Raw genomic sequence first — 26,073 nt, forward strand, 5'->3', positions numbered from 1 at the left:
TAGGTCTCCTTTTGCTGGCTATTTTAGGTGCCCGCATATAAAAAAGAAAGGGCTTATGAGTGAGCCACGCTTTATTGTGATAAATATTTCATGACATTAGGATTAACAGCGCGGTGAATTGCGCTTTTTTTAACTGGTCTGATGTGTTAATTTGAATTTATAAACACAAAATGGGAAATAACAATGAGTAATAAATCAGCCCTTTTAAAAACCTGGCTTAAATTTAAACGCTTACCTTTTGGCAATTGGTTGTTTAGCAAAGCGGTATGCATAAAAGCCCCGTATTTTGGCTCAATGAAACCTTACGTGCTCGATTTAAGAGAAGGGCACTGTAGCGCTGTCGTAAAAAACCGCCGTAGTGTGCATAACCATATTGGGACTATTCATGCTATTGCACAATGTAACTTAGCTGAGTTGTGTGCTGGTGTAATGGTAGATGCCACCGTGCCTTATAAAACGCATCGCTGGATCCCAAAAGGAATGACGGTACACTATTTAGCAAAGGTTGATACCGATGTAACTGCTATTGCAGAAATCGACTTGCCTCGCCAATGGGTAGATAAAGAAGATTTAGTGGTGCCAGTTAAGCTTTACAATACCCGCAATGAACTGGTGTTCACTGCAGATATTACGATGTACATAACCGAGAAAAAGTAATGAGCGCTTAATTAGATTTGGCTTTATCAGCGGCTTGCTTATTAACAAACGACAAGTCGCTATCAGCATCATCAAGCAAAGTTTTTACTTCTTTAGCCGGCTTTAAATCTTCGCTAATAAGTTCCGGTTCTTCTTTTTCAAAGCGCTGTTTTAAGCTGCCTTCAATAATGGCTCCAGCATCAATACTTAGTGTATCGTGAAAAACATCGCCATGTACGTGAGCGCTGCTTTGAATATTCACTTCACTTGCGTTTAGTGAGCCAATAATTTTACCTTTTACAATGACACTTTTAGCTTCAACCACACCTTCAACAATGCCGGTAGAGCCAATTACCAAGTGCTCTGCCTTTATATCGCCATCAATTCGGCCATCTAGCTGAACTTCGCCTTGGCTGGTGAGTGTGCCAGTTAAGCGCACATCTTCAGAAATAATAGAAGGGGTATGATTTACTCTTTTTAACGTAGTTTGACTACTTGGTTGCTTTTTTTTACCGAACACGAGAAAGCGCCTTTGTTATTTTTAGAGGATTGACATGTTTGCCATCGAGTAACACTTCATAGTGTAAGTGTGTGCTGGTACTTCTGCCAGTACTGCCCATTAATCCAATTACCTCATTTTTAGCAATTGTTTGGCCTTTTTTCACTTTAATTTTATTTAAGTGGCCAAAACGGGTGACCAAGCCATTTTTGTGCTCTAGCTCGATAAAGTTACCATAGCCGCCATTTTTACCAGCGCGCAATACACGTGCATCAGCAGGGGCAAAAATTTCGGTTTTATGCCAGCCGGCTAAATCAACACCTTTGTGAAAAGCGCGGCGGTTGTTCATCGGATCTTTACGTAACCCAAAGTTGCTCGAAATATAGTATTTAGCCGCAGGCAAGGGCAGTGAGTTAGGCAGCTCTGTTAAAAAGTTTTCAAGGTTGTTAAGTAATAATAGCTTATCAACAATGGCTAAAAACTGCCCTGGTATTTTAGTTTCGTCAAATACATCTAACGGGCCACCTTGCGCACTGGTTTGTGCGCCCAGTGCTAAATGTTGTTCAAGGGCTGATTCTAAGCCTGCGCCTTTTAACATCGCTAAAATTGCATCATGGCGTTTATTAATTTGCGCATCAATAAGCGCAAAATTGTGCTCGTAGTATTTATTTAAGCGCTCATAACGTGCGGCAAAAGTGATTGGCGTTAGAAGGCTGGCGTGTTTGTTTTTCGGCTCTTCATCTACAAGTGGTTCATGAAACTCGCCTTTGTCTTGATTAACAGGCGATTCAAGTTGTTCTTCTAGTTTTATTGTCTCTTTACTAATAGATGCGGGGAGGGATTCAATCATACCTTGCAAAAGTGCCTGCTTTTGCTCTAGTACAGCAAGTTGTTCTAATTGCTTAGCGTGCAGTGCTTTTTGTTCTTGGACCTGCTTTTGCCACACTTGTTGTTTATCAATTTGGCTTTGTTCTATGTCGGTAATTTTATTTGTTTGGCTATAAACACGAAAACTAGAAATACCGACCCAAGTAATAGTGCCTAAAATAAGCAGTACTGTAAAAAGCTGAAACCAAGGCGCCAAAACAACATGCTTAACTTCGCCATTTTGACGAATAAGCAACTGACGGGCTGGGAAAAATTTTTGGTAAAAAGACTTAATAAATACTGACATGGCACATAAACACTCGCTATTAACCGGATTAATGTATCAATTTCAGTCTAAAAAGCCAGAAAAAATTTGTAACTGTTCAAAATTAATAAAAAAGGGCTGCTATTTAGTAGCAGCCCTTTATTTAAAATAGTCACAAATTAGCTAGCTTGTTGCTCATCGTTATCTTTTATTGATGCTACGTTGTCGGCTTTTTTAGCTTTAGCTGTACTTTTTGTTGTGGGCTCTTTTGCGCCTTTTAACACCGCCATAAAGTCATCTTTACTCTTTGCAATTTCAAGCGCAAGCGATTCAACCTGTTGCTCGCTCAGTGGCACATCTACTTTTTCCAGCATTACTTCAAGCGATTCTGCTATATCGAGCATTTTGTCATAGGCATCCGCTTCTTTTTTAGTAGTAAACGTCATTCGCTCAACTCCGTTTCGTTCTACAACATATTTAACAACAACAGCCATGATCTCTCCTGCTTGATTGCGTGGTAATGTGGTTACTGACCCATAGGTCACTGTTTTTATATACAGTAAATGTTTGTGTGTAAAATTGCAAGCATTCGGTGCATTTTTAGCTTGTCATCAATTTGACAAAAAAGCGTAACTTTACTTTAGTTAAGCAATCACTTGTTGTACCAGCTGCATTTTAGGTTTTCGGATTTAGGTGATTATGCACTGGAAATAATATAAGTGATGCGCGTTGCTCCTTATTTAACATTATTTCCTCAAATAAAAATTAAGCACATGTTTAAAGCCAAATTAGCCGTTTAACTATAACGCTTTGGTATAAACAAAAATAAGGAATAACAAATGAAAAATCTATTAACGCTACTTATTATTAGCTTTTTAAGCTTTAGCGCGTTTACCCACGCTAACCCTGTTGAAGATAAGCCTATGGTTGAAATGCCGCAAGCGCCAGTTATTAATATTAATAGTGCCGACTCAGAAATGCTGGCCAAGTTGCCTGGTATAGGTAAGAAAAAAGCGCAGGCTATTGTTGATTACAGGGTTGAAAATGGTGAATTTTCCCAGCTGAGCGATTTAACTAACGTAAAAGGAATAGGTAAAAAGCTTGTAGCTAAACTAGAAGGAAAAGTGTCTTTATAATAGGCAGGGCGCTAAGCGCCCTGTGAATACTGCTCAAGTGCTTTGGCTAAATATTTTTTAGCGAAGTTTATTTCAATCGGGGTGGTTAAAAGCGGGTAAAACAGGCCACCTAAAATTAAAAAGGGAATGAGTTCCCACCCTTTAAAAACAGTAAATAACAAAAACAATGGGCTGAGCAATATCAGCTTTACTATTCTTAATAACACTCTATCGGTGGCAGGTAGCATACTTAGCGCAATAGCAACAACGGCTTGTCGCTGCCTCACTTTAAGGTGCTTTAGTTCAGGCAGCTGACTGGTAAAAAACGTAAACATATTAAATAGTCTTTTTAGTAAGTAAGCGAGTGGTAACAAGTACAAAAAGCGTGATAGTAAATAACGCAAATAGTATTTCCATCCATGCTGGCATACTTAATCCCGCAAATTGCCAATCGATATTACCGCAATCCCCTGTGGCTTGAAAAAAGCTTGGGATCCATTCATGCAATGGCATAAATGAAGGAAAGTTTGGCTCAAACTCACAGCTAAATGCAAAGGGATCGGTGGTTGTTTGCATTTCAATGTGTTCACGTGCAATAAAGTAACCCCACACACTTGATACACCCCACACTAAATAAGCGATAGCGCGTACTAGTTTACTTTGTGGTTTAGTTGCGCCAATAATGCCTGCCCCTAATAAGCCTAATACCGCAGTTCGCTGGTAAATACACATAATGCATGGAGCAAGTCCCATCTGGTATTGAAAAAACAGTGCGGTGACTTCTAATAAAAATACAATGCCTGTAAATAGTAGCCATGGAGTACGTTGAGTAGGGAGTTGTGCTAGCCAGTTCATAAAAAATCCGCATTGAAATAAGACGTTGAATTATGTACTAGGATAAAGTAACGAGCAACAAAAAGGGTAAAAAAGCTACCGAAGTGGCTTTTTTTAAGATGAAATTAATAAGCGGTTATGGCCAATCCTATTTAGGGAAAGGTTAAGCTTAATTTGCTAAGTGAACAAGTAATATAAGATTGGTTCGCTAAAAAGGCTTGTTTAAACGTTACAGTTAACAGGCTGCTGTATGCGACTTTTAAATGTACTTGCTGCCGCACACGGGAATTATTGTAGTAATGTAATGGTGAAGCAAAAACAGCAATGGTATTAATGTACCTACTATGACTAGGGTTAATTTATTTAGCGAATTAGGCCTAATTTAAGCATGTTGAATTTTATTATTTACTATTGCGAAATTTTCAGCGGTTGGTTGGCACTTATATCAACGAGTTTACTTGTTAGTTATATTTCATCTGGTACAATCTGTCAGTTATTCGTATAAAACGATGAGTTGTGATTAATTCGAGTGGGAATTGAATGAGAATTTTTAAAGCTAAAAGCCCAGCAGGATTTGCTGAAGAGTATATAGTTGAATCTATCTGGAACGGCGATTTCCCTCCAGGTTCAATTCTACCTGCAGAGCGTGAGCTTTCTGAGTTAATTGGTGTAACCAGAACAACCTTACGTGAAGTACTGCAACGTTTAGCACGCGATGGCTGGCTAACTATTCAGCACGGCAAGCCAACCAGAGTGAATAACTTCTGGGAAACATCGGGTTTAAACATACTCGAAACGCTGGCGCGCTTAGATGAAGACAAAATGCCAGAGTTGACCGATCAGTTATTATCTGCACGTACTAATATTAGTGCTATTTATACCCGTGCAGCGATAAAGCTTAACCCTGAGCGTGTTATTGAGATTTTATCAAAAAGCGATGAACTTGAAGACACTGCGCAAGCTTTTGCAGATTACGATTACAAAGTACACCACGAATTAGCTGTCGCTGGTAATAACCGCATATACGTACTTATACTTAACGGTTTTAGAGGGTTTTACTTTAAAATTGGTTGTCATTATTTCTCAGACGCAGGCACTCGCCAGTTAGCACGTCAATTTTATAAAGACCTAACAGTATTGGCTGAAAACCGTGAGCATGATGGCGCGATTTCAATGATGCGTAAGTTTGGCCATCAAACCGGTGAAATCTGGCAAAATATTAAAGGCGATATGCCTTCCGATATCATGGATTAACCCATTTTTAAAACCTGCAAATGCAGGTTTTTTTATAGGCGTAATAAAGTTTTAATATCTGTTCGGTATTTTCGATTGTGCACATCGCTAAATACGATTGTTCTTTTTTCCTTATTAAATTTAAAATGCCACGTAATTATGTGTTGGCGCTATTGTTTTTTTATTTTTAGCGCCCATATAAGTATCAGCATTGCGTATGCAATCGACAACAAACTCAAAATATTTGGAGAATAAAATGGGTGTATTAGTAGGCCGCCAGGCACCAGACTTTACCGCTGCAGCTGTACTAGGTAATGGTGAAATTGTAGATAGCTATAACCTTCATGAAACAATTAAAGGTAAAAAAGCAGTAATCTTCTTTTACCCACTAGATTTCACGTTTGTATGTCCTTCAGAACTTATCGCATTTGATAAGCGTTACGAAGAATTCCAAAAGCGTGGCGTAGAAGTAATTGGTGTTTCTATCGATTCACAATTCTCACACAACGCATGGCGTAACACTGCTGTAGCAGACGGCGGTATTGGTAAAGTTCAATACGCACTAGTTGCAGACGTTAAGCACGAAATTTGTAAAGCATACGACGTTGAGCACCCTGAAGCGGGCGTTGCATTTCGTGGCTCTTTCCTAATCGATGAGGAAGGTAACGTACGTCACCAAGTAGTGAACGACTTACCACTTGGTCGTAACATCGACGAAATGATCCGCATGGTTGACGCGCTAGCATTTCACAGCGAAAACGGCGAAGTATGTCCTGCTGGTTGGGAAGAAGGTAAAAAAGGTATGGACGCAAGCCCTGAAGGTGTTGCTAAGTTCCTATCTGAAAACGAAGGCGAGCTATAATTTAGCCCCTACGTTTTAATAAAAAAAACCGCCATATGGCGGTTTTTTTGTTTTTAGCATAGCCCATTTAATAATGGGCTATATTAAATTAAAACGAGAAGGTTACTTTAGTGTAGAAGTAACGACCTCGTGGGTTGTGTACACCCGATGCATACCCGTAAAGGTCGGCATCGCCATCACCAATGGCAAATGGTGGCTCTTCGTCAAATAAGTTATTTACACCAAGCGACACTTTAGTTGCATCACTTACACGGTAAGATGTTTGTAAATCTACCAGTGCTTGCGAGTCAACCATACGCGATGTATTGCTATCAAAGTCTAAGTTACCGTCAAAGTCTATATCTGGGGTATCTTCAAACTCGCCTACGTAGCTAATATTTACGTTGGTATTAAATTGTCCAATTTCCCAGTTAGTAGAGAAAATCCAGCGGTGCTCTGGGTAATTGTATTCACCCGTGTAATCGCGGCCGTCTTTTTCAAACTTGTTTTGGTACGCCCATTCTAAGTTAAATTTAAGCAAGCCTAAATCATCCAGCGAATGGTTGTAATTTGCTGATAAATCAACACCTGACACTTCTTGCGAAGAGACGTTTTCAAAGGTGCTGTATATTTTTTGAATGGTGCCTAAGCTATTACCACCACTAGGTGCTAGGCGTACACACACCGTGCTATCTTGGTTATTACACTCAGAGTTATAAATTGGGCCAAATTCTTGTTCATCAATTTTATTATCTTGGGTAATACTCCACACATCTACGCTTAAACCAAACTCAGCAGAAGGTGCCCAAATAAAGCCAACGTTCCATGATTCTGACTCTTCGGCTTCTAAATCAGGGTTACCAGCAAATTCAATGTTGTAATCTAGCGCGTCACAATCAAGGCCAGTTGCTTCACAGCGATAAGTATCTACAAAAAACTGACTTTCTTGTGATGGACCTAAACCTACTTGTGCAAGCGATGGCGCTCTAAACCCTTGTGCCCACGAACCACGAATGGTTATTTCGTCGGTAGGTGCCCAGCGTAAAGCGACTTTAGGGTTTGTTGTATTACCAAAGTCGCTGTAATCATCGTAACGGCCAGCGAGTTGTAGCTCTAGGTTTTCAGCAAGTGGGATTGAAAATTCCACATAGGCTGCGTATTGGTCGCGCTCTGCTGCAGCAGACACAGACTCAGTACCAAAAATTAAACCGCGCTGAAATTGGTCATCCGGTGTATCGGTTACATCTTCTTCACGGTATTCAATACCCGCGGCCATCATAACCACATCATCACCAAAGCTAAATGCTTCACCAGAGATGTTAGCGTCGAATGAGGTCATATGAGACTCACCGCGGCGTACTAAGCTTGTGGTAATTCTGTCAATAACTTCTGGGCTGTTATACGTGCCACCAAATGGGTTATAGTTACCGGCATCAATCTCTTGTTGTAAAAAGTCGGTGCGAACCCAACCTTGCGAGCGATCGCCTGTTTGAAGTGATTTACTACGGCCTTTTTGAACCGCAGCTTCCCAGCTCCATTCGTTAATTTCGCCTCTTAGGCCAGCTACAAAGCGAAGCGTGTCTGATTCAATATCCCATTGGCGAGCGCCCGCATCAACCGTGCGGTAACGGCCAATTTGAATATCTTCACCAAACGGGTTGTTAGGGTGGCTAGCGGGTACTGTTAAACCTGCATCTTCATCTAGTGGAGTAGGGGCACCGGCTGCAACTGAGGTATTATGCTGCACTGCCATTTCTAAAAAGCCGGTAATACCATTATCAAAATTGTATTCAAATTGAGAAATAGCACCTACGCGCTCAGACTCAGGGGCGATGTAGCCAAATGGGCCGTAATCAAATAAACAACTACCGCTTGATGTGGCGTTTTCTGCAGGACAATCTGGGTCAATTGTTTTTACACCATCAACATAAAAGTAGCCTGGAAAGCCACGAGAAGAGCGAAAGTCTTCGCCGCCATAAGGCGATTGATTAGCGGTGCCTAAGCTGCCCATTTCATCTGACGAAAGCGAGGTGTTTTTAAAGTAATCAATAATAATTGAGGCGCTACTTTTTTCGCTAGTTGTACCCCATACTAAACTTGCTGTTGTTTCTTCGTAATTAGGGCCATCGGTACCACCGTAGCCTAAGTTTAGTTCAACGCCATCTATGTCTTTTTTCAAAATAACGTTGACTACGCCCGCTACTGCATCAGAGCCATAAATTGCTGATGCGCCATCTTTTAAAATATCAATGCGTTCAATCGCCGATACCGGAATACTATTAATATCGACAAATGAGTTTGTTATACCTTCGGCAAAGGCACTAATAGCCACACGGCGGCCGTTGATTAGTACCAATGTAGCATCAGCACCTAAACCACGTAGGCTGACCGCGGCAGATCCATTTGCAGTTGAATCTTGGTTGTTGCCGCGTGTTGAGAAAGTACCGCTGCCTGCCACAGGCATTCTTTCGAGGAGTTGTTGAAGGTTATCGTAACCCATGTTTTCGATATCTGCTCTGCCAATAGATTGTACTGGCGAAGGCCCTTCGATATCGGTGCGTTTTATGCGCGAACCTGTTACTTCAATGCGTTCTACTTTTTTTGCTTCTTCAGCAGCATAAGCTGTTGTTGTAAACCCTGCTGAAAGTGCGATTGTAGCACCTGCAATTATGCTAGGTGTAAATGCAATTGATTGCTTCATCCTTAAGTCCTTGTTGATATGTTATAAATTTAGTTGCTTAACAAGCGATGACATTAATATCATGTAACTTAAGTGTTATCAATCTACACCCTTTGCGATTTTAGTATGAGTTTTTGTAGAGTATTGAGGGAAAAATATTCAATAATAGAAACAACGAAAAGGGATAGACAAGGCTAAATTACTCGCTTTGTACCATAAAATTTGCGCACTAAAATGGACAGGCATCTAAAGAAATTAAAAAAAATAAATAAAGTGTAATAATTTATTTATATCACGCACAGGGATGAATTAAATAAAGCTGAGGGTAATTTGATCAGGTTGTTTTAAATTTAACCGGTGAGAAATTAAAAAAAACGCCTAAATAAATTAGGCGTTGTGTTTATACTTTATGTTTCATGAGGCGTTCTTTCTCACGCGACCAATCTTTATTTTTGCCGTCTTCACGTTTGTCATGCATTTTTTTACCTTTTGCTAAGTGAAATTCAAGTTTCACCCAACATTTTTTCCAATACATGGCAGTGGCAACAAGTGAGTAGCCATCTCGTTCAGTGGCACCGACTAATCTATCAAGCTCTTTGCGGCTTAATAACAGTTTACGGTATCGCATTGGATCGCAAATAACATGAGTCGAGGCGCTATTTAAAGGCTGAATTTGACTGCCTAATAAAAAAGCTTCGCCATTTTTAAGATGAATATAAGTTTCTGAGATGTTTACCTTACCAGCTCGGATACTTTTTACTTCCCAGCCCTGTAGTTCAACACCTGCTTCAAACTTGTCGTGTAAAAAATACTCATGACGCGCTTTTTTGTTAAGCGCGATGGTATTACTGTTCGATTTTGATGATTTGTTCTTAGCCATAGTGCCCTATAATATACGTATTAAGAGATGTTTTACATCGATTTTTTATATGTGTCTTTAAAATAATCTGGTGAACTTAAGACCATGAAAATTTGGGGAAACGCGCAAAGCTTGCTAAAATTCGCCCACACAGTTGGGAGTGAGTATGCCACAAATAGAAAAAAGTGCGCTGGTTATGTACAGCACTAAAGAGATGTTTGACCTAGTTAATGATGTAGAAGCTTATCCGCAGTTTTTACCTAATTGCTCAGACTCTAAAATCGTTTCGCAGCACAATAATAACATGACCGCGAGTTTAGAAATATCCAAGGCGGGTATAAAAAAGTGGTTTACCACTGAAAACACCTTTATTGACGAGCAAACCGTGCAATTAAGGCTGGTTGATGGCCCATTTAAAACTCTTAAAGGGCGTTGGCATTTTCAAGCGTTAGATAAAAAAGCCTGTAAAGTTGAGCTTAAGCTTGAATTTGAATTCTCTAGCAAGCTTATAGAATTGGCGTTTGGTAAAATATTTAATGATGTAGCTAAAAATATGGTTAGCGCATTCACGCAACGTGCAAAAGATGTATACGGAGCAAGATAATGATTAGCGTTGAGATAGTTTTTGCATTACCGACTAAAGCAACCACATTAACAGTGGAAGTAACGCAAGGAACCACAGCCGAACAAGCTGTTATTCAATCGGGGATCATTGAAAAGTGCCCTGAAATAGACCCAACTGCGCTTACTTTAGGTGTATGGAATAGAACAGTAAAAGCGCATTACGAATTAAAAGATGGCGACAGAATAGAAATTTATCGTCCACTAATTGCAGACCCTAAAGATGCTCGAAGAAAGCGTGCTGAAAAAGCAAAAGAGGAAGGTCGAGCAAATAAAGTTACCGGTGGGCGTCCTTTATAAAGGTCATTAATGTAGTAAATAAAAAAGGTGAGCCATGCTCACCTTTTTTTAATAACTAGAGCGTTTACTGCTCTAGCGGAGTATCAAAGTTTTCTGGTTGATCATAATCACCCGAAACAGCAACTAGTTGATCATTTTCAAATTTAACCAGCAACTCTTTATGCTGCTCATTATCGCGGCCTTTGTTAAAGCTGTACACATAACGCCAGGTACTATTATCAAACGCATCTTCTGCTATTGGACGACCTAATACATAAATAACTTGCTCTCGTGTCATGTTTACACGAAGCTTATCTACATCTGATTGCTCTAAAAAGTTACCCTGTGGGATATTGATTCTATATACCCAGCTAGAACAACCTGCTAAAGAGCTGAATGTGAGAGCAACGATAAGCCAAAGAGAAAAAGTTTTTAACGACTGCATTGTTAGTTGTGATCCTTATTTTTTATAATCTGCATGATACCGATTAGTCACTGAAGGTAAAACCCTTTTAAGAAATTGTTTTTAGTTACGAGGGTTAGGGTAAAGTTTTGACCACAAACACACAAAAAAGTTTAAGTATAAATATAAGCAAAGCACACAAAGTACCCTCAACGTGGTATTTGTATATAGTGCAAACGCGTTTAGGCCACTGGTATACAGGTATAACAACCAATGTTGATAAGCGCTTAGCCACGCATCAAGCGGGTAAAGGCGCAAAAAACTTAAAAGGCAAAGGCCCTTTAGTTTTAATTCATCAACAAAAGGTGGGCTCAAAAAGCGAAGCCAGCAAGTTAGAGTGGCAAATTAAAAAATTAAGTAGGGCCCAAAAAGAGCACTACGTACAACAGCTAATGACTAAGTGAAGCTGTGGCATTTTTTAATGCTTTTAATTTATTACGATAGCGGGCTTTGTCATAGTTAAACTCGGCGTTTATACCCGCTAAACGCATATAATGTGTTGCCTGCTTTATATTGCCGGTAAAATAATATGCTCGCGCAAGGCCAAAGTGGCTTTCGTGTAACTTAGCGTCAATTTTATAAGCGCTTTTAAAATGCTTAATCGCTTGAGAGTAATTTTTAAGTACCAGTTCACTATTACCCAATGATATATGGTAATACGGGTTAGCTTGGCGCTTTTTATTGAGCTGTTTTAGCATTTGCTGACCTTGTTTAGCGCGGTTACTTAAGGTGTACAGCACAGCGAGATTACCTATGGCAGTATGGTTATTTTTATCAAGCAATAAAGCATAGTTATATGCCTGTTCAGCTTCTTTTAAATAATTAAGCTGCCTAAATACAATACCTAAATTTCCCCAGCCACCACTGTATAATGGGGCGGCTTCAACGGCGGCACTAAAGTAGCTATAAGCTAAATTATAATTTTTATTTACTAACGCTTGAGCGCCTTTATTGTTATAAAACATAGCCGTAACAAACTCTTTGCTTATTGGGCTGGTTTTAAAGCGTTGTTTTCTTATATTCGGGTCGAAGTCTATGGTTAACTGTTTATCACGTTGATAAACCATTGTGGCTGGTATTGTTTGCATAAGCGCATTGTCAATTGATAAATTAATATGCCCTGTCAGTAAATTAACTCCTTTATTCATTGCCCAATATTCAGGAATATGAACCTTTTGAAAGCGCGCTTTTATACCTAAATAATCGGCTAAGCTATACGCTAATATCGATAACGACAGGCAATTAGCATTTAAATTAGCGTAGGTTTGCGATGCACTCAATGTGGCACCACTTTGATAGGTTAACGAGTTATCGCCGTTTTTTAATAAAAAACTTAAAATACTGTTCGCTAAGTAATGCGCGCTGCGCTTACTGGTTAAGTGGGCATCAAGTTGGGAAGTGATTGTTTTGTCGAGCTTAAATATGTCTTGCTCGGTTTCAACGTTAATACGGTTAAATGTTGGATGGTTTGCAAGGGCAAGCGGTGGTGGTTCACGCACCGTGGTGTTACATGCGCTTAAATATAAGCAGCTACTTAGTAATAATACGTTAAAACATGATATGTTCATAAACCACCCCCAACATATTACATCTATAAGTGTAGATGCAATATGCGCAGGTGGTTTTTTAAAGTGTTACAAAACGTGTTTAGTGGTGTTTTTCAAAGGTGGCGACGAGTGCATCAAGCGCTTGAGCGCTATTTGCTAAATCGCGAATTGCTTGCTCGGTGTTTATTTGCTCATTCATAGCACGGTCACTAATTTCACTTATTTGCTCAATATTACGTCCTACATCAGCAACCACGTTACTTTGCTGCTCAGTAGCGGTGGCAATTAAGGTAGCCATGTCGTTTATTTGATTTGCTGTTTCGCTTATCGCATCAAGCAATTCAACAGAGCTTTGCATTGCGCCTACGCTTTGTTGGGCTTTTTGCTTAGATTGACTAATATCGTTTACTACATCTTCAGAAATAGTGGTTAGCTCTTCAATCATTGACTGAATTTCGGTGGTTGATTGCGAGGTACGATTAGCAAGCGCGCGTACTTCATCGGCCACCACTGCAAAGCCTCTACCATGCTCACCAGCCCGTGCCGATTCGATGGCTGCGTTTAAGGCCAGTAAATTAGTTTGCTCTGAAATGCCGCGAATAGAGTCAACAATACTCGCTATATCAATTGTTTTTTTAGAAAGCAGTGTTACTTGCTCGGTAATGCCGTCAATATCAGTGGCAAGCGCTGAAATTGTAGCTTGGCTTTGCAGTACTTGCTGATGGCTTTGGCTGGTGTTTTCTTGACTGCTTTGCGTTAACTTAGCTGCATTAGCCGCACTTTGTGCTATTTCTTGTACAGTTGCGCCCATTTCGTTAATGGCTGCAGCAACCGAAATGGTTTGCTCTTTTTGATTATCAATAGACTGCGAGTTGTTTTTTGCTTGTTCAAATACATGATTAGAACTTTGGCGTATTTCTGTACTTTCGTTGGCGACTTGCTTGATGGCAGTTTCAATTTTATGAATAAACTGGTTAAAGCCATGGCTTAAATTGTTTAGCTCTGGCTGATTAGACTCTGGCAAACGGTACGCTAAATTAGCATCGCCTGATCCTAAACGTGAGAACAGCTCGGCCATATCCGAAAGCGGTGACGCTAAAGAACGTGCTAACAAGTAACTTAGCATGCTAGCAACTAGGGCTATCACTAGCGTAAAGGTAAATATTTGCCACTCCAATGTACCTACTGTCGCAAACACCTCACTTTTAGGTACTTGGGCTAATACGTATAAGTCGGTATTGGCTATTGGCATGGCTGCTAAAAATGTGGCTTCGTTATTAAGTGATAATTCTGTAATTGCAAAACCAGAAGGGTTATACAAAGTACTATGAACATTACTGCCATAAAGTGTGTCTATGTTTACTTTAGCCACTTTATTTGCATCTTTATGTAACTGAATTAAGCCGCTTTTATCTGCAATAAATACAAAGCCTGTTTGCTCAATTTTAAATTGTTGTAGTAGCTTTTGCATGTCGGTGATGCTTTTTGCAAGCCCCGCTAATCCAAGCCCATTTGTTTGTTGATGATTTACAAACATTTTTACATCAGTCGGGGATTCTTGATAAATACTGATTGAGTACGGATTATTTGAGTTGGTAAAGCCAAAAAACCACCCATCAGCCGCGTCGTTTTTAAGCACGCGTAAAAATCCGTGTTGGTTCCAATATTGTGCTGTATCACGGTTAGCCCACGACGCCGTTGCTAAATCAAACTGCTTTGCTACGCGGTTTAATTCTTTAAGCAGTAGTGTGTCGTCTTGGTTATTTGAGCGCGCCCACTCTAAGATAAATTCATTTGATGATAGTTGCTGTGCAGCACCTAGTAGTTCGTTTATTTCGCCACCAATTTGATTACTAATACTGTGTAATTTGCTGGGTAGCTCAGATTCAATCATACGTCGTTCTATAATATCTTCAGAGCTATATAAAGACGTTAAACCAATTAATGCAGCGACACAGATTGCAATGGTACTGCCTAAAATGGTGATTTTTTGAGTGATAGTTAGGTTTTTTATCGTCATATTATTTAACTTTACAACTAGGTAGATAGCCATGTTAGCACATTATTAATTAAGCGCTAATTATTGCAATATATCTAAAAGGGTATACTCGCTTTTTATTATTACTAGCACGAAAAAGCCCACAGCGTACGCATGTGGGCTTGGTTTCTAACAAGCGAAACTAGTTATACAATTTTCTTCATTGCTGACATGTAGCCGCGTAGTCTAGCGCCAACAATTTCAACAGGGTGCTCACGTAGTGCAGTGTTAATTTGAATCAATGTTTGGTTATCTACTTGGTTACTTTGCTCATTTAAGCCTTTACCAATAACATCGGTGTCGATGTTTTTCATAAAATCGGCCAATAATGGTAAACACGCATGGTTGTATAAGTAACAGCCGTATTCTGCAGTATCAGAAATAGTACGGTTCATTTCGAATAACTTTTTACGTGCTATTGTGTTGGCAATTAATGGTGTTTCGTGTAAAGACTCATAATAAGCCGACTCGTCGATAATACCTGCTGCAGTCATGGTTTCAAATGCAAGCTCAACGCCCGCTTTAACCATAGCAACCATTAAAATACCGTTATCGAAAAACTCTTGCTCAGAGATTTCTACATCACCAGCAGGGGTTTTTTCAAAGTTAGTTTCGGCAGTTTCTGCACGCCATTTTAGTAAGTTTGCATCGTCGTTTGCCCAATCTTCCATCATTACGCGTGAGAAAGTACCGTCGATAATGTCATCTTGGTGCTTGTTATAAAGCGGGCGCATAATAACTTTAAGTTCTTCGCTTAGTTCAAACGCTTTTACTTTTGCAGGGTTTGATAAACGGTCAAGCATGTTAGTAACGCCGCCGTATTTAAGGGCTTCGGTAATTACTTCCCAGCCGTATTGAATTAGTTTTGATGCGTAACCCGCATCAATGCCTTTTTCAATCATTTTATCAAAACATAAAATTGAACCGGTTTGTAACATGCCACAAAGAATTGTTTGCTCGCCCATTAAGTCTGATTTAACTTCAGCGATAAACGATGACTTAAGTACACCGGCACGATGACCACCGGTACCCGCAGCGTAGGCTTTAGCTTGTGCTAAGCCGTGACCTTGTGGGTCGTTTTCTGGGTGAACTGCAATAAGAGTAGGTACACCAAAGCCGCGTTTGTATTCTTCGCGAACTTCAGAGCCAGGACACTTAGGAGCAACCATGATTACCGTAATGTCTTCACGAATTTGCATGCCTTCTTCAACAATATTAAAACCGTGCGAGTAAGCAAGTGTAGAGCCTTGTTTCATTAAAGGCATAATGGCAGTTACAACGGCCGTATGTTGCTTATCTGGTGTTAGGTTTAATACTACGTCAGCGCTCGGAATTAGCTCTTCGTAGGTGCCTACAGTAAAACCGTTTTCAGATGCATTTAAGTATGACTGACGACGCTCATCAATTGCTGATTGACGTAACGTGTACGATACATCTAGGCCTGAGTCACGTAAGTTTAAACCTTGGTTAAGACCTTGTGCGCCACAGCCAACAATAACCAGCTTTTTACCTTTAAGTGCATCAACACCATCGGTAAATTCACTTGGGTCCATAAATTCACATTGCGCTAATTGAGCTAACTGCTCGCGTAAAGGTAAGGTATTAAAATAATTCGCCATGTTAGTGTCCTATAATTCGTGTTTGTTAGATGCAAAGCGTATTTGCTTTGCTTAAACACACCATAAAAAAAAACTTTGCTTGCGTAAAATGATATATTTGCACTAAAGTATTTCAAAAAATGAAACATAGAGGCGTGTAATGGATCATAAGCATTTAAATTACTTTTTAGCGTTAGCTAAAACGCTCCATTTTGCCAGGGCGAGCGAGCTGTGCCATATAAGTGCACCTACATTAAGTCGCAATATTAAGCAGCTTGAAGATGAGGTCGGCGTTGCTTTATTTATACGCGATAACCGAAGTGTAAAATTAACTAAAGAAGGGGAGTCGTTTATTGATTACGCCACCTCTACACTGGCTAATTGGCAGCGCTTTAAAGCGAATGTGAAAGACCCAACCCAGCATATTTACGGTAATGTGAGTATTTATTGCTCAGTCACCGCCTCGTATAGTTTTTTGCATCAAATATTAGAACAACTCCGCGCGCAGCATCAGCATATAGAAATAACGCTAAATACCGGCGATCCGGCGTTGGCAATAAACCGAGTACTGGATGCCCATGAATCAATGGCTATTGCTGCACGGCCAAGTAAACTGCCTGCCCAAATTGCTTTTGTTAATATAGGTCACTCTCCACTGGTTCTTATTGGCCCTAAAATTCAATGCCCGATCAGCGAAAAAATAGCGAAAAACGCCCCACATATTGATTGGTCAGAACTGGAGTTTATTGTACCTGAGCAAGGTTTTTCTAGGCAGCGGTTAGAGCAGTGGTGGCGGAAAAATAATGTGCATGGAAAAATTTATGCACAAGTAGCAGGGCACGAAGCTATGGTGTCTATGGTGAGCCTAGGATTAGGTGTCGCCATGGTTCCCAAAATAGTGCTAGATAATAGTCCGCTACAAGACAAGGTACACGTACTGCCTAGTGAAAATTACCAGCCAGAAGGGTTTGATATTGGTTTGGCGGTGCTAAAAAAAGAACTTAACGACCCTGCAATCAGTGCATTATGGAATATTGCACAAACTTTAGGCGCAAATGTTATTTAAGCTTTTAACGATTAATATAATTCAGTAAATAGTATGATTAACAGTTGCGTATGAGTTTACTATTACTTAACATGAAAGCTTAATAATAAAAAATAATGACGCACGAGAGTTTATAATAATTATGGATCATGCTGTATCGCTCGCTCATTCTGCTCAATGTTTAAAAAAAGCAATTCCTCTGATGGTAAAATACCGAATGCCGGTAACGCCTATCAATTACGCTATTTGGTATTGCTATGTGCAAGGCAGTAAGCCAGCATTAAATGCTGAGCTTGATCACGTCATTGCTGAGCAACAAACATGTACTCAAAATAAAGCAAAAGAAATTTTTGATAAGCATTTAAGCGAAGATGACTTAGTGTTTTTTCAAGAAATGGCTGATCGCTTCCATGGCACTATGGAGCAAGTACAGCATGATATAAGCGTTACCCTCGATCATTCTAAAAGCTTTACCACGTCGTTGGTAGATTCTCAAAATGAGTTGGCAAGTTTAGCTAATGTAAATTCGTTTAACGAAATACTCGGTTGTGTTGAACGCTTAACCGACGAGTCGGTGGCTATGCAAGACTATGCGCGAGAATTTCAAACTAAGCTTGCGGTAGCCTATAACGAAATTAAAGATTTAAAAGAAGCACTTAACCTTTCTCAAGAAGCAGCCGATACAGACCCCCTGACAGGCTTTTTTAATAGAAGAAAGTTTGATGATGATATTCAGCAGTTTTGTCAAACCTATTCAGAGCAAGCTGACGAGAGCGTATTGGCGGTACTAATCATGTTTGATATTGATCACTTTAAGCGTTTTAACGACGATTTTGGTCATCAAAAAGGCGATGAAGTACTTAAATTAGTAGCCAAAAAAGTTTCGCAAAATATTTCCGATAGCCTGAATGTTTACCGCTATGGTGGTGATGAGTTTTGTATTACCGGGTATTTTGACAGCATCAACGAGATTATGGTGTTTGCTGATAAAATTCGTTTAGATATTGCCTCATTAACTATCCGTAAAAAAGACGATGTAAATTCTAAACGTGCAATTTCTGCAAGTTTTGGGCTCGCTATTTTACGTCCATTCACGAAAGGTTCGGTACTTATTGAGCGCGCCGACCGTGCTTTATATATAGCTAAAACACATGGTCGCAACCGTATTGAAATAGCCTCTGATATTTAAATGTGATACGCATGTATAAAAATTGTGAATGATTGTAACCAGGTGGCGCACATTTGTGCTTACCTTGCTAGTATGGGTGACTTACTTATTTTACTCATTTAGATTAGGTTAATGCGGCTCAATACTTTTATTTACATTTTTTGCTTTGTGGTGTGTCTTGTTTGCGTGCCTAGCACAGCTTCGCAGGCCTACAACGAACAAGAGTATGCACAGCAACATATTACTGTTAAGAAGTGGCATGTAAATCTAAGTGTCGGCGCGGGTGTTATTACCAACCCTCTGCATGGCGGAAAAAACGTCCCGCTCCCTGTGATCCCACGCATTGCTTTTTATGGCGAGCGCTGGTTTTTCGATAATGGTCGCCTTGGCTACACACTTGTAGAAAATCAAAAGCATCATTTTAATATCGTTTCAGAACTTAACGCAGAGTCACGCTTTTTTATTGATTGGCATCCTAATAACCTCTTTGTTTTACCAGCAACCGCAGGTGCTTCTGCATTAGCGCAAAATAATCCTCAGCCTAAAAAAATAAATATCGATAATATTGATAATCGCCATTTAGCCCTAGATGCTGGGGGCAGCTATCATTATGTGCAGCAAAATCATGTGCTATCGATACAGTTATTACACGATATAAGTAATGTTTATAACGGTACTCGAGGCGCTATACAATGGCAGTACCACAGTGAAGTAGGGCGTTTAAAGTTAAAGCCAACGCTTGGGGTTAACTATAAATCAGCTGAATTAAACAGCTACTATTATGGTTTAAAAGCACACGAAACCTCATTAGGTAAAATTGACGTTGGTAGTAGCTGGCAACCTTATGCTAAAATCGACGCCAGTTGGCCATTGAGTGAGGCTAACAGTCTTCGTTTTCATGTAGCATATTACGACTATTCAGCTATGGATGGCAGTCCGCTTTTTGAACGTAACTATTCAATGACTGCTTTTATAGGATTCGATCATACTTTTTAATATGAAGTATTTAATGTTGATTGTGCTTACAGTTTTTCTGTTTAGCCCTCCCGTTGTAGCGCAAAATGCGTCTTTAAAGGTCTCTCCCAAAGTGTGTGTTGTGTCTGAGCAGCAAGCGTTTTGCGATCTTGATTTAAAGTTTAATTGGCAGCAACCATCGCCAAGCGATGCATGCCTGTACCAACAAAACAAACTGATTAAATGCTGGCAACAGCAGGCTGTTGGTGAGTTTGAGTATAAAGCGCGTGTTCAGGTAGAGACCATATACTCCTTAATCAATCCTCATACCGGTGTGTTAATTGCTAAAACACACGTTGAAGTGCAAAGTGCTGATGCTAAAAAAAGTAGGCGCAGGCTTCGCTCTCCATGGAGCTATTTTTAATTTAGGAGCAACTCATGCCAAAAATTTTACTTGTTGAAGATGACCTAGGTTTACAACAACTAACAAAAGATTATCTTGAACATAATGGCTTAGAAGTAGACGTATTAAGCCGTGGTGATGAAGTATTTAGTTATCTTGAGAATAACGCTGCTGATTTAATGATTTTAGATATTATGTTGCCAGGTAAAGATGGCTTTAGCGTATGTCGACAAGTACGTGATAAGTTTTCGTTGCCAATTTTAATGCTTACTGCAAAAGGTGAAGACTTTGACCAGGTAATTGGCTTAGAGCTTGGCGCAGATGATTATGTGGTAAAACCTGCAGAACCGCGTGTTTTACTGGCGCGTGTAAATGCATTACTGCGTCGCGGGCAACCCGTGGTTAAGGCCGCAGAAGAGATTCAGTTTGGTGATTTAGTCATTGATAAAACCAGCCGAATTGTTAAATTAAACGAAAACGAAATAGTACTTACATCGCATGAGTTTGAGCTATTATGGCTACTTGCCTCAAATGCAGGCGAAGTACTAAGCCGTGAACATGTTCATCAACATATGATTGGCCGTCAATACGATGGGCTTGACCGTACCGTTGATGTACGCGTGTCACGAATTCGCAAAAAGCTAGGTGATAACAGCGATAAACCTTACCGTATAAAAACCGTGTGGGGGCAAGGTTACTTGTTTGTATCAGACGCCTGGGAAAAATAATATATGAAGGTAAATAAGGAATAATGGGCAAACTATTTATAAGTTTATATGTTTATATCATTGTTTCTTTATTTATTGTTAGTGGTGTTATAGAACAAATTTGGCCTTACGAAGAGACGCAGCAGCAAGTGCTGTTAGATGATGAGTTTGGCCAAGCACTTTGGTTATTATCGCAAACCGATGATGGGCTAGATAAGCTAAAACACAGCTTTGAAAGCCAAGTTATTGCCCGCAAAGATCTTATTTTACCCCTTAAGCAGCAAGCCTCATTAGATAAAAATCATTACCTGTACCTGTATGATAAAAAGCAGCGCATAGTGTGGTATGTTGAGCTTGGTGATAACAAACTACTTCAAATTGGTCCAGTAGGCGTTATAAAAGCACCTGAAAGTTCTGTTATCCCGTATTTAATGTTACTGGCTATTGTAGGGTTACCTGTGGGGCTGTGGAGCTTTTTACTATGGCGTGATTTTTCTAAATTAAGCCATGCGTGCGAAGCGGTAGATGGCTCGCAAGACTTTAACTTAAGCAGTCCTTCTAAATCGTTTTTTTTACCCGTTACTGATACTCTAAAAGTAATGCAGCAGCGCATAGAGCATCTTCTTAGTGCGCAACAAGAACTAACCTCCTCTGTATCTCATGAATTTAGAACGCCTCTTGCACGATTAAAATTTGGTATAGCCATGTTAGAAGAAACACTGCAATCGGAAAAAGGGCAACATTACCTAACTAATATGCAGGCAGATATAAGCGAACTTGAAGCGCTTGTGTGTGAAATGCTTGAATATGCTCGGCTTGATTCGCAGCAACCAAGCTTAGTGACAAGCGACGTTGATTTGGCGGCCTTAACACAATCGGTCATTAATAAGCTAAATTTTGCAAGCGGCATAGAGTTTAATGCGGTGTTACCACAGGCTTTAGTGTACAAGTGTGATGCGCACTTTATTGCGCGTGTAATGCAAAACCTGGTGGGCAATGCGTTAAAGTACGCTGTTAGTCGTGTTGATGTCACACTCAAAGCGCAGGGTGATGCAATTTACTTTATTGTGGAAGATGACGGAGAAGGTATTTTAAAAAGCGACAGAGAAAGCGTATTTAAACCTTTTACTCGTTTAGATAAAAGCCGTGATAAAAGCACAGGGGGCTTTGGTTTAGGCTTAGCAATAGTGGCAAAAATTGTATCGTGGCATAAAGGGCACTATTCAATCACTGACTCATCGCTTGGTGGCGCTAAGTTTATAGTTACCTTACCTAATACTTATCCGCAATAATACTTAATCATTTTGTAGGGACAAATGTGTCGCTACCTACGTTAAAAATTCTCATTTACGATTGCATGGATGCAGAAGGTAGAGCAATGCAGGAGTAATTGCCGAGAACAACTAAATAGCAAATTTTTTGCTTAGCTATCAACACGTTTTTCCATCCTCAAAATAGATCACTTTATTATGCGGATTGGTATAAAAGTAACTTACCTAAAAACGCCAGACATAAAAAAAGCGCCTAAGGCGCTTTTTGTGGTTAAAAACCAAAATCAACAAGTAGCAAAATAGTAGACCCGGCTACGTGGAAAAAGTTCTCAATTATTTTTTATTTTTTTTAAGTAGGGGCATCAGCATTTGCTCAAGCCCGTTTAATTTAACCTCGTACATCATTGCAAGCTGCGCTCCGAGTTTACTTTCTGGAAACCCTTGCTGTTTAAACCACACTAGGTAGGGCTCTGGCAAAAGCAATAAGGGTCTGCCTGCGTATTTTCCAAAGGGCATAATTGTATTAATGGCGAGCTTGAGTTCGGCTGTATCCATAATAAGTCAGTAATTGATAAAACGTATAATAGTAATACTACTGCTTATTAATAATAAACGCATTAAATAGTGGCTGGGTAAGCGGGCAAGTAAACAGAAATAAAATAGGCTGTGACGGGCAAGAAACAGCCTATTGAACGAGGGAGTAGGCCCTCTGATTGAATAAATTTGTGTTGATAAATAAATGCTTACCTTGCATTAATTAGCTGGAGTCTAATTATGCGACATAGGTGCGAAGGCGTTTATTTAAACAACACCGGTAGTTTATCTGTTTTTTTTACAGATAGAGAGAAGTAATGTAAAGGAATGTAAATAAAATGAGTTTTTAAACTAAAACTAATAAAAAAGCCTTATTAAAAATAAGGCGTTTTCATTTGGTTGTTTTTATTGTTTAGTATAAAAGTGCTATTTTTCAAATAGCTCTTGCTTTACGTGCTCGGCAAAACCACTTCCTGCTTCTAAATAAAAGTTATAGGTCGAGTTTACGCCCATTTGTTCAAGCTCTTTTTGTTGATCAGGGTAATTGGCGATAGCTGTTACTTGGCCGTTATAGCCTGAGGCTTGTAATTGCTCTAGTGCAAAAATATTTTGCATATGCTTTGGCATAGCTAACATCACCATTTCAACATGAGAGTGGTTAACGCGCTGCCAAAAGTCAGGGTCGGTGGCATCGGCAAGGAGTACCTTTCTATTGCGTTTAATATGTTTTTCTACCACCTCTGGTTTTATATCAATGCCCGCCACTACATTAGGGTGAGTCGCATTTATTGTTTCGTAGGCACCTGTACCTATGCGTCCCATACCAAATATAACGATTTTAGTGTCGTTTAAATTAACGGGTAGCTCTTCAGCTAAGCGGGTTTTGCTTTCGAATTTTAATAACCAGCGCTCAATTTTTACGTATAACTCGTTTGAGCGTTTATTAAGAGGCGATGCAATAACAAAGGTAATAGACACCGCAATAGCCATTACCGCCAGCCACTCTGAGGTGATCATGCTTGTAGAGGCTGCCACAGCACACACAATAAGGCCAAACTCACTAAAATTAGCAAGGCTAAATGCAGTGAGTAACGAGGTGCGCGCTCTGAGTTTAAAGGTATTCGTAAACACATAATAAAGTAAGGTTTTAACTGGCAGCACAAATATAAGGATTAACGCTACAATTAATGAATTAGCTGTAAGCTCTGCGTTTAAACCAATACTTAAGAAAAAACCGACCAGCAAAATATCTTTTAAATTAAGCAGCGATTTTGAAAGCTCTCCCGCCTTTTTATGTGGCGCAAACATCATCCCCATAATTAGCGCGCCTAAATCGCCCTTTAAACCTGCAAAATCAAAAGCGTTATAACCGGCTACCAACGCAAAGAAAAAGCCAAATAACGGCAATAGCTCACCATGTTTAGAGCGGTTAAGCACTGCATACATAAGTGGGCGCACTAAAGGGAGTGCAATAATTAAAGCAAGAGCCCACATATTAGGTACTTTGCCGGTGCTAATGGCTAAAAATATAACCGCAAAAATATCCTGCATAACTAAAATGCCAATGGCTATTTTTCCGTGTAGGCTTGCCATTTCACCGCGCTCTTCAAGTACTTTTACCGCAAATACAGTGCTTGAAAAGCTTAGCGCAAACCCAACTAATAAGGCACTTTGCCAGCTTAAATCAACAAACATAGGCACAGCAAAAATACCTAGCAGTAACATAAAGCCACTAAATAATGCACTGCTAAAAATAATGTGTAGGGTAGCGGGTGCCCATACTTGGGGCTTGATTAAGCTGTTTACTTTAAGTTTTAAGCCAATACTAAATAAAAGAAGTGTTACACCCAGTGCCGCAATGGTATCGAGTAGTTCGGTGCTTTTATAGCCAGATAAATTTAATGCAAAACCGGCAAGTAAAAAGCCAATAAGGGGAGGAAGTTTTAATTGATAAACACCAAAGCCACAAACAAACGCGGCGGCAAAATAGATTAGTTCCATAATTCTTAATATCACTTCATTTGGGATTGCAGTGTAGCGAAAATTTTATACCATTGAAAATAAAAATAGCCCTAAAAATGAGCGCGTTTAATCAATTACTTGCCCAGCTACGTATAAAAAATGCACATTAAACACGTATTTAATCGTAAATAGCATGTAAATAACATTTTTTCACTGACATTGGCTTTTAAATATGGTTAAGATGCTTTAACGAAGGAGTTTAAGCTTGAGCAACAAACTGAGCCGCTCAGCTTAAGGAGATAGATATGTTTAAAAAGATTTTAGCGTCGGTAGGTATTGGCGCTGCAAAAGTAGATACAATTTTAGAAACTGAGCATCTTCAGCCAGGGCAACTTTTTAACGCTAATATCGTTATAACTGCAGGCGATGTGGCTCAAGAAATTGCTGGCCTTGATTTGTTTTTAATGACTCGCGTTAAAGTTGATGGCGAAGAAGGTGAGTACTTTACTAATCATGTAATTGATCAGTGGCGTATAACCGACATAGGCACTGTTGAGCCAGGCGAAGTTAAAAGCATTCCATTTGAAGCGCGCCTTCATCCAGAAACGCCAATTACCGAAATTAATGCCGGCTACAACCAATCACATGTATGGATTGAAACAGGCCTTGATATTGATTTAGCACTAGACCCTACAGATAAAGATCACTTGCATATTTACCCTAACGAAGCTGTTAAAACCTGTATGCAAGCAATGGATAAATTAGGGTTTAGTTTATTAAAAGCTGATGTTGAAAAAGGCCATTTACGTGCGCCTACTTTTCAGTCGGTATCGGGGTGTTATCAAGAGTTAGAGTACAAGCCTAATAGCCGCAGCTTATTTGGTATTCAAGAAATTGAATTATCGTTTGTACCAGAAGCACACAAAACGCATGTTTTAATTGAGCTGGATAGAGCATTTAGAGGCGATGGTTATGTTGATTTAACCATAGAGCACGACCATGTGAATTTATCGCAGTTGTGCGACCAATTAGAGCGTTTGTTTGCCTAAGTGATGCGTAGTTTAACTAAACCCAGCTTAGGCTGGGTTTTTTATTTTAGGATTTTATATGTCGTTTAAATGTGCGTATTTTGATGCGCTTGATACGCGTACTTTATTTACGATAATGCGCGGCCGTGTTGATGTATTTGTAGTAGAGCAAACATGCCCTTACCCTGAACTCGATGAGGTAGACATTAACCCTAGTACTCAGCATTTATATGCAATTGCAGATAATAGTTTATTAGCTTATGTCCGCTGCTATGAAAAAAACGAGCAGTACAGTGCAATAGGCCGTGTACTGGTTTGTAAAAGTGAGCGAGGTAAAGGGCGGGCTACTGAGCTTGTAAATGCGGCCATAGCATGTTGCAAAAAGCAGTGGCCACAGCGTCATATTTATATAGGCGCACAAACCTATTTATTAGCATTTTATCGATCTTTTGGCTTTACAGAAGTAGGGGAGCAATACCTAGAAGATGGCATCCCTCATCAAGATATGGTGCTAAATACACTAAGCTAATTTATTACGAGTAAATTTAAGCTATTAAAAAGCCCACTTAACGCGTGGGCTTTGCTTAATTTAGTACTTAACCTGAACTCGGGTAAGTTAAAAATAA

28 protein-coding genes are annotated in these 26,073 nt (G+C 39.7%); 15 read left to right on the forward strand and 13 right to left on the reverse strand.

All coding sequences use genetic code 11. The annotated features are described in order from the left end of the window. The first annotated feature begins 183 nt into the window (after window positions 1-183). Window positions 184-657 carry a hotdog fold domain-containing protein gene (locus OIZ54_RS11390; RefSeq protein ID WP_029773430.1) on the forward strand — a complete coding sequence of 158 codons (474 nt, stop codon included), beginning with the start codon at window positions 184-186 and terminating at the stop codon, window positions 655-657. Window positions 658-664: 7 nt separating this feature from the next. Here the strand turns inward: OIZ54_RS11390 and OIZ54_RS11395 are convergent, their stop codons facing one another. From OIZ54_RS11395 to OIZ54_RS11405, 3 genes are all read right to left on the reverse strand, one after another. Then, window positions 665-1,156, reverse strand: a complete 492-nt coding sequence (locus tag OIZ54_RS11395; RefSeq protein ID WP_004587381.1) for a bactofilin family protein — start codon at window positions 1,154-1,156, stop codon at window positions 665-667. Beyond that, window positions 1,146-2,309: a M23 family metallopeptidase gene (locus OIZ54_RS11400; RefSeq protein WP_055253000.1), complete on the reverse strand. Its 1,164-nt coding sequence runs from the start codon at window positions 2,307-2,309 to the stop codon at window positions 1,146-1,148. Before OIZ54_RS11400 ends, OIZ54_RS11395 begins: the two co-directional genes overlap by 11 nt. A 137-nt stretch (window positions 2,310-2,446) precedes the next feature. Beyond that, window positions 2,447-2,761, reverse strand: coding sequence for a YebG family protein (locus OIZ54_RS11405; protein ID WP_055253001.1), 315 nt, complete (start codon window positions 2,759-2,761; stop codon window positions 2,447-2,449). 345 nt (window positions 2,762-3,106) lie between these two features. On the opposite strand from OIZ54_RS11405, the gene OIZ54_RS11410 reads away from it, so the two are divergent. Further along, window positions 3,107-3,403: a ComEA family DNA-binding protein gene (locus OIZ54_RS11410; RefSeq protein ID WP_024034225.1), complete on the forward strand. Its 297-nt coding sequence runs from the start codon at window positions 3,107-3,109 to the stop codon at window positions 3,401-3,403. An 11-nt stretch (window positions 3,404-3,414) separates the two neighbouring features. Here OIZ54_RS11410 and OIZ54_RS11415 read toward each other — a convergent pair whose 3' ends face one another. Beyond that, window positions 3,415-3,717 (reverse strand): DUF6170 family protein, encoded by a 303-nt coding sequence (locus OIZ54_RS11415; RefSeq protein ID WP_054982151.1) that lies wholly within the window; start codon window positions 3,715-3,717, stop codon window positions 3,415-3,417. A gap of 1 nt (window position 3,718) precedes the next feature. Beyond that, the gene (gene dsbB, locus OIZ54_RS11420; RefSeq protein WP_024034224.1) at window positions 3,719-4,237 is read right to left on the reverse strand and encodes a disulfide bond formation protein DsbB; all 519 of its coding nucleotides are present in this window, start codon (window positions 4,235-4,237) and stop codon (window positions 3,719-3,721) included. Between the two features lie 519 nt (window positions 4,238-4,756). On the opposite strand from dsbB, the gene fadR reads away from it, so the two are divergent. After that, entirely contained in the window at window positions 4,757-5,470 is a 714-nt protein-coding gene (fadR, locus tag OIZ54_RS11425) for a fatty acid metabolism transcriptional regulator FadR (protein WP_004587375.1), read from the forward strand. Between the two features lie 235 nt (window positions 5,471-5,705). Then, entirely contained in the window at window positions 5,706-6,311 is a 606-nt protein-coding gene (locus OIZ54_RS11430) for a peroxiredoxin (protein ID WP_004587374.1), read from the forward strand. Between the two features lie 88 nt (window positions 6,312-6,399). Here OIZ54_RS11430 and OIZ54_RS11435 read toward each other — a convergent pair whose 3' ends face one another. Both OIZ54_RS11435 and smpB read right to left on the reverse strand, forming a co-directional pair. Next, entirely contained in the window at window positions 6,400-8,991 is a 2,592-nt protein-coding gene (locus tag OIZ54_RS11435; RefSeq protein ID WP_264390437.1) for a TonB-dependent receptor, read from the reverse strand. A 379-nt stretch (window positions 8,992-9,370) separates the two neighbouring features. Then, window positions 9,371-9,850: an SsrA-binding protein SmpB gene (gene smpB, locus OIZ54_RS11440; RefSeq protein WP_004587371.1), complete on the reverse strand. Its 480-nt coding sequence runs from the start codon at window positions 9,848-9,850 to the stop codon at window positions 9,371-9,373. Between the two features lie 145 nt (window positions 9,851-9,995). On the opposite strand from smpB, the gene OIZ54_RS11445 reads away from it, so the two are divergent. Both OIZ54_RS11445 and OIZ54_RS11450 read left to right on the forward strand, forming a co-directional pair. Then, a complete protein-coding gene (locus tag OIZ54_RS11445) occupies window positions 9,996-10,433 on the forward strand; it encodes a type II toxin-antitoxin system RatA family toxin (protein ID WP_055253005.1) in 438 nt (145 codons plus the stop codon). Then, window positions 10,433-10,750 (forward strand): RnfH family protein, encoded by a 318-nt coding sequence (locus OIZ54_RS11450; RefSeq protein WP_264390438.1) that lies wholly within the window; start codon window positions 10,433-10,435, stop codon window positions 10,748-10,750. Before OIZ54_RS11445 ends, OIZ54_RS11450 begins: the two co-directional genes overlap by 1 nt. Window positions 10,751-10,814: 64 nt before the next feature. On the opposite strand, the gene OIZ54_RS11455 is transcribed toward OIZ54_RS11450, so the two are convergent. Next, window positions 10,815-11,174, reverse strand: coding sequence for an outer membrane protein assembly factor BamE (locus tag OIZ54_RS11455; protein ID WP_004587368.1), 360 nt, complete (start codon window positions 11,172-11,174; stop codon window positions 10,815-10,817). A gap of 107 nt (window positions 11,175-11,281) precedes the next feature. Between OIZ54_RS11455 and OIZ54_RS11460 the strand changes: the two genes are divergently transcribed. Next, window positions 11,282-11,596: a GIY-YIG nuclease family protein gene (locus tag OIZ54_RS11460; protein ID WP_004587367.1), complete on the forward strand. Its 315-nt coding sequence runs from the start codon at window positions 11,282-11,284 to the stop codon at window positions 11,594-11,596. Here OIZ54_RS11460 and OIZ54_RS11465 read toward each other — a convergent pair. The 3 genes from OIZ54_RS11465 to ilvC form a co-directional block, all read right to left on the reverse strand. After that, window positions 11,582-12,760 carry a tetratricopeptide repeat protein gene (locus OIZ54_RS11465; protein WP_264390439.1) on the reverse strand — a complete coding sequence of 393 codons (1,179 nt, stop codon included), beginning with the start codon at window positions 12,758-12,760 and terminating at the stop codon, window positions 11,582-11,584. The genes OIZ54_RS11460 and OIZ54_RS11465 overlap by 15 nt on opposite strands. Window positions 12,761-12,839: 79 nt before the next feature. After that, the gene (locus OIZ54_RS11470) at window positions 12,840-14,759 is read right to left on the reverse strand and encodes a methyl-accepting chemotaxis protein (protein ID WP_024031820.1); all 1,920 of its coding nucleotides are present in this window, start codon (window positions 14,757-14,759) and stop codon (window positions 12,840-12,842) included. A gap of 164 nt (window positions 14,760-14,923) precedes the next feature. Then, the gene (gene ilvC / locus OIZ54_RS11475; protein ID WP_029773436.1) at window positions 14,924-16,396 is read right to left on the reverse strand and encodes a ketol-acid reductoisomerase; all 1,473 of its coding nucleotides are present in this window, start codon (window positions 16,394-16,396) and stop codon (window positions 14,924-14,926) included. A 139-nt stretch (window positions 16,397-16,535) separates the two neighbouring features. Here ilvC and ilvY point away from each other — a divergent pair, with 139 nt between their 5' ends. From ilvY to OIZ54_RS11505, 6 genes are all read left to right on the forward strand, one after another. Further along, window positions 16,536-17,441 (forward strand): HTH-type transcriptional activator IlvY, encoded by a 906-nt coding sequence (ilvY, locus tag OIZ54_RS11480; RefSeq protein ID WP_121637162.1) that lies wholly within the window; start codon window positions 16,536-16,538, stop codon window positions 17,439-17,441. A gap of 121 nt (window positions 17,442-17,562) precedes the next feature. Beyond that, complete coding sequence (locus OIZ54_RS11485) at window positions 17,563-18,609, forward strand: GGDEF domain-containing protein (RefSeq protein ID WP_248462546.1); 1,047 nt, start codon at window positions 17,563-17,565, stop codon at window positions 18,607-18,609. Window positions 18,610-18,720: 111 nt separating this feature from the next. Next, window positions 18,721-19,584, forward strand: coding sequence for a MipA/OmpV family protein (locus OIZ54_RS11490; protein ID WP_282451978.1), 864 nt, complete (start codon window positions 18,721-18,723; stop codon window positions 19,582-19,584). 1 nt (window position 19,585) lies between these two features. Further along, window positions 19,586-19,966 carry a DUF3019 domain-containing protein gene (locus tag OIZ54_RS11495; RefSeq protein WP_024031825.1) on the forward strand — a complete coding sequence of 127 codons (381 nt, stop codon included), beginning with the start codon at window positions 19,586-19,588 and terminating at the stop codon, window positions 19,964-19,966. A gap of 14 nt (window positions 19,967-19,980) precedes the next feature. After that, complete coding sequence (locus OIZ54_RS11500; RefSeq protein ID WP_024031826.1) at window positions 19,981-20,673, forward strand: response regulator transcription factor; 693 nt, start codon at window positions 19,981-19,983, stop codon at window positions 20,671-20,673. 23 nt (window positions 20,674-20,696) lie between these two features. Beyond that, on the forward strand, window positions 20,697-21,944 hold the full coding sequence (locus OIZ54_RS11505; RefSeq protein WP_248531134.1) for an ATP-binding protein: 1,248 nt from the start codon (window positions 20,697-20,699) through the stop codon (window positions 21,942-21,944). A 312-nt stretch (window positions 21,945-22,256) separates the two neighbouring features. Here OIZ54_RS11505 and OIZ54_RS11510 read toward each other — a convergent pair whose 3' ends face one another. Further along, window positions 22,257-22,478, reverse strand: a complete 222-nt coding sequence (locus OIZ54_RS11510; protein ID WP_138577502.1) for a DUF3820 family protein — start codon at window positions 22,476-22,478, stop codon at window positions 22,257-22,259. 405 nt (window positions 22,479-22,883) lie between these two features. Next, a complete protein-coding gene (locus OIZ54_RS11515; RefSeq protein ID WP_248531133.1) occupies window positions 22,884-24,458 on the reverse strand; it encodes a cation:proton antiporter family protein in 1,575 nt (524 codons plus the stop codon). Window positions 24,459-24,724: 266 nt separating this feature from the next. Between OIZ54_RS11515 and OIZ54_RS11520 the strand changes: the two genes are divergently transcribed. Next, complete coding sequence (locus OIZ54_RS11520; protein WP_004587355.1) at window positions 24,725-25,468, forward strand: sporulation protein; 744 nt, start codon at window positions 24,725-24,727, stop codon at window positions 25,466-25,468. Between the two features lie 58 nt (window positions 25,469-25,526). Beyond that, window positions 25,527-25,976 carry a GNAT family N-acetyltransferase gene (locus OIZ54_RS11525; RefSeq protein ID WP_248531132.1) on the forward strand — a complete coding sequence of 150 codons (450 nt, stop codon included), beginning with the start codon at window positions 25,527-25,529 and terminating at the stop codon, window positions 25,974-25,976. The last annotated feature ends 97 nt before the right edge of the window (window positions 25,977-26,073 follow it).

The sequence above is a fragment of the Pseudoalteromonas sp. A3 genome, from assembly GCF_025942345.1.
GTDB classification, from domain to species: domain Bacteria; phylum Pseudomonadota; class Gammaproteobacteria; order Enterobacterales; family Alteromonadaceae; genus Pseudoalteromonas; species Pseudoalteromonas atlantica.